At 49.4% G+C, this 4,364-nt stretch carries 2 protein-coding genes; one reads left to right on the plus strand and one right to left on the minus strand.

The window, feature by feature from the left end; genetic code table 11:
• On the minus strand, positions 1-3,382 hold a 3,382-nt coding region (locus NZ772_14690; GenBank protein ID MCS6814799.1), incomplete at its 3' end, for a PAS domain S-box protein.
• A 372-nt stretch (positions 3,383-3,754) separates the two neighbouring features.
• Here NZ772_14690 and NZ772_14695 point away from each other — a divergent pair.
• Positions 3,755-4,318 (plus strand): hypothetical protein, encoded by a 564-nt coding sequence (locus NZ772_14695; protein MCS6814800.1) that lies wholly within the window; start codon positions 3,755-3,757, stop codon positions 4,316-4,318.
• Positions 4,319-4,364 lie beyond the last annotated feature (46 nt).

The raw sequence follows: 4,364 nt of genomic DNA on the forward strand, positions 1-4,364 counted from the left end.
CCACAATCAAAATGCGATAGCGGGGTTGGTTAGGCATAAGGCCCGTGACGCGCTGACCAAAGTGGGAAGGCCGAAGAGTAGCACCTGTGGTCAGTTTCACAGGCAACATCAACTGAAATGTTGTGCCTTGGTCGATCATGCTGGTTACAGTTAAATCACCCCCCATCAACCGCGCTAACTTGCGACTAATTGCTAGACCTAAACCTGTGCCTTGTTGCGATTGTCGCCCCGCTGCTGCCTGAGAAAATGCCTCAAACACTACTTGCAACTCTTCAGCAGCAATTCCCACTCCCGTATCTTCCACCTCAATGTAAAGTTTGGTGTAGGAGCGATCGTGGGTCATCTCAGGCGTTTGCTCAAGGGTATATACCCGTAATATCACATGACCACGGGATGTAAACTTGACTGCATTGCTGAGCAGGTTTAGCAAAATTTGGCGCAGTTTTTGTGCATCTACTTCAATGTATTGCGGCACCCCTGGCAAGTACTCTAGGCATAGTTGCAGACCTTTGGCTACCGCTCGCTGGCTAAACATCACATGTAGTGAATTGACAAGCTCTGCTAAATCAGTAGCTTGGGGATTTACCTCTAGCTTGCCTGCTTCAATCTTAGAGAAGTCTAAGACATCGTTGATTAGTTCTAGAAGATGTTCACTGCTGCGGTAGATGCTGTCAATATCACGTCGCTGCTTTGCTGACAGGGTATCATCTTGTCGCAATAGCTGCGTAAAACCCAGAATCACGTTGAGGGGAGTGCGGAGTTCGTGGCTCATATTGGCCAGAAATGCACTCTTGGCTTGGTTTGCCACTTCAGCAGCTTCTTTGGCACGCCGTAGTTCCTGCTCAGTGCGTTTGCGATCAGTAATATCTCGCACGATCACCAGACACTCCTCTGGCCCGCAGGGAACCAGCCGGATCTCCTCATCGCGCAGTTCTCCATGCTTCACCAGTTGGTGTTCCCAGATTTGCAACTCACCCGTCGCTAGTGCTTGATCAATCTGACGGAGTTGATTCTGCAATAAATCGGGAGGGAGCACCTCCGATAGGTGTTGCCGAATCGGCAAAAACACCCCATCATCAGAGTCAGGAGGAGGGAAGAAGCTATAGCAAGAGCCATCGCGCCCCACCCGTAACAGCAAGTCAGGGATTGCTGCTAACATTGCCCGGTTAGTAGCCTCGCTTTGGCGTAATTTCGCCTCGCTAGTTTTCAGGGCTAGCTCTGCCTGCATACGCTGGGTCACGTCTTGCACTACTACTAAAACCTCATCCTCACCCATGGGCACAATCCGTGCTTCTTCATAAAAAGTATTGCCTTGGTCTTCAAATTGATACTCTTGCAGTTGGATTTGCCCAGTAGCGAGGGCACGCTCGGCTAGGGCTATGCGATCTAGCGCAATGTTTGCTGGCAAAAACTCCGTAATCCAGTGTTGACTGCTGTCTTTAGCAGCCGATAGCCAATGCACAGTTTCTTGGTTAATGATGTCGAGATACAGCCCATCGCGCCGCATCCGAATCAATAAATTGGGGATAGCTGCAATCAGAGCACGGTTTTTTGCCTCGCTTTGCCGCAGGTTTTCCTCAGCTTGGTGACGATCGCTGACATCCTGCACTAAGGACAACACGGAAACTCCTCGTCCAGTCCCATTTGTCAGTGCCGAGTTATACCATTCACAGTAAATAATCGTGCCATCCCGGCGGTAATTGCGATTCCGAGAAATGTTGCGAGTGCCTGCCCACAGATCAGCCATGACTTGGTTGACCTGCTCTAGGTCATCCTCAACAACCAACTGGAACTGATGATAGGTTTTGCCCACTACTTCCTCAGCCTTCCAGCCAAACATAACCTCAGCCTGGGTTGACCAATAGGTAATTCGACCGTCTTGATCCCAGCGAATTGTTGCCAGGGGTGAGTTTTCTATGTGGGAGTTTAATTCTTGCAGAGCTTGCTGGAGAGCAGCCGTTTGCTTAGCAACCTCTTGGTGCAATGCTTGGGCGTAGTGTTGACGAAGGTAATCACTGTCATGCAGTTCAGCCACCATTTGCTCAAAGGAGAGGCGCAGGCTTTCTAGCTCTAGCAGATGACTCTTAGGCAGGGTTTGGTCGCGATTACCGGCTGCAACTTCACGGTGAGCTTGGGCAAGGCGTTGCAGCGATCGTCCTAGGCGACGTGATGTCCACATGCCTATCACTATGGCTGCCGCTAGCACCAGTCCAGACAGCATTACAGTACGTAGCAAGTTAGCTTGAATGTGCGCTGTGAAATCGGACTCTGGCACCACAGTAACAATCAACCAGTCCAGGCCATAGGCATCAGCGTAGGGGGCAACGCTTAAAAAATACTGATCGCGACTGGTTCCTTCTGGCCGAAATACCAAGGTTTGGGGCGATCGTAGCGTTGCTAAATTATTGAAGGTTTTACCCAGGTAAGCATAGGCTTGCTGAATCACCGGGTCAGCCACCTCTTGGGGAGAAAGGCGTTGAAATGTCAGAGCGTTTGGATCACTAGTTTCACTCAAACTTGGTTGGCCAGATCCTCGATACACTGCATCTCCCGTTGAGGTGGCAATCAGCAACCCCTGACGATCAACAACGAACACATCCCCACGTTTTCCGACTTTAATACCCTGAAGAAAATCACTGAGTTGGTTTAGGCTAATGTTGACAGCAAATACACCCATCAACTGGTTGGCTCGGTCATACATAGGGGCATAGGCATTCAGGGTCAGTTGACTATTAGCTCTGACTTGGTAGGGGTCTGTCCAGCCCGGTTTCCTAGTTTGCACTGCCTTGCGGAACCACGGGCGATTGCGCACGTTCGCGTTTTGGATAGCCCTTATATAGCGGCCTAGACTTCCATCCTTAGTTACGCTGTAAAACCGTTTTGTCGCTGGGTCAGCCGCTGTAGAGACTGCTGCTTCAAAGGGCAACTCGTCAGGCTGCAAGCGAATTGCTGCCCCACGGCCTCCAAAATCAACACGATGGCTAGCCCTCAGATCTCCTCGGGGCGTTCCGACTAGTAATGTGGTTAACTCTGGCATCTGCTGATGTTGCAGAATCAGATACCGGTGTAACTGGTCAAGGTTATCAAGACTAATGACTCCAGCATTAATAGCCGCAATGTGCCGTTGGTTCGTGCGGTGTGCCCGTTGGAGATAGAGATCGAGTTCCTCAGTAACCTGATGCTGCACATTGTCCATTAACTGCCTAGCAACATCTTGCACAGTCTGCTGGCCACTACGATAAGACCAATAGCCCACCAAACTCACCACACCAACCACTTGCACTACAAATGGTACAGTTAACACCCAATGCAACGGGATTTTAGTTGTCCAATTAGGGCATTGACGCACTATTACCTGCAATATTCGACGCATAAGGTGCATAGTTCACCATAGTTAAATCCTAAGCCGAAACTATGCCCATTGTGGTTGGGGTACTAAACAATGTGCAGATCACCAATAACAGGGAAAACAGAACAATCCTGGGAATAATCAGTTTGCTACTCTTCATCAATTATTCCCATATCTCATACCCATCTGTAAATGTAGAGATCAGCATCTTGTAGGTCTTATGAGTACTTTCTGCCTAGGGAAGGTGCGTAGGGCCTTTTCCTACACCAAGTGGCAGAAGCAACTCTGTAAGTTTAATGAACGTCCCCATCCATGACTAAGAAGATCAAGTGAAGATCAAGTATAGTGATGGGCAATTTAAATCAATTGAGAACATCTGAAATTTGCTGTAAGAGGGCACCCTGTATGATGACTAGGACTGTTTCTGCCATTGTCACTATCCTGACGCTTGTAAGCAGCAACTATCTTGCCTATGCTGTTCCTTACGAGTCACCCATTATTGTTGCTCAGTCTGTCTGGCGTCCGTTCCGAGACCCCAACGGAAAGTTCACAGTGCTCATGCCCGGAGACCCTAAACAGCAACGACAACAACAACAAACCCGCCTCGGCAACTTAGACATCTATACCTTTGCTGTAGAGCAACCTGGGCTGTCTGCTCACCTTGTCACCTATACCGACTTTCCTGCCGAATCTATTCAAAATGTTGACCCTAATAAGTTACTAGACAGTGGACGAGATGAGGTATTGCGACGGGTGCAGGGCAGTTTGTTGTCTGAGAGTCGCATCTCACTCAACGGTGCCCCTGGGCGCGAACTGAAGATTAAAGCACCGGGTGATCTGATTATTCACAGTCGCATCTACATGGTGAATCAGCGCCTCTATCAACTGATCGTGGTTGCGCCAGCTAGCAAAGCCGCCAACCTCAGTGGTAGTATTCGTGGGTTCTTTCAGTCATTTCGTCTGTTGTGAGGCGGTTCAAGTGTTAGTGAATCGGGCGAGTACCACACTTTGAGCT

This window comes from Cyanobacteriota bacterium, from assembly GCA_025054735.1.
Lineage (GTDB): Bacteria > Cyanobacteriota > Cyanobacteriia > SKYG9 > SKYG9 > SKYG9.

What these genes read in the sequence shown, in the direction of transcription:
- NZ772_14695 (MCS6814800.1), top strand. Translation starts at nt 3,755, where the DNA reads ATGATGACTAGGACTGTTTCTGCCATTGTCACTATCCTGACGCTTGTA.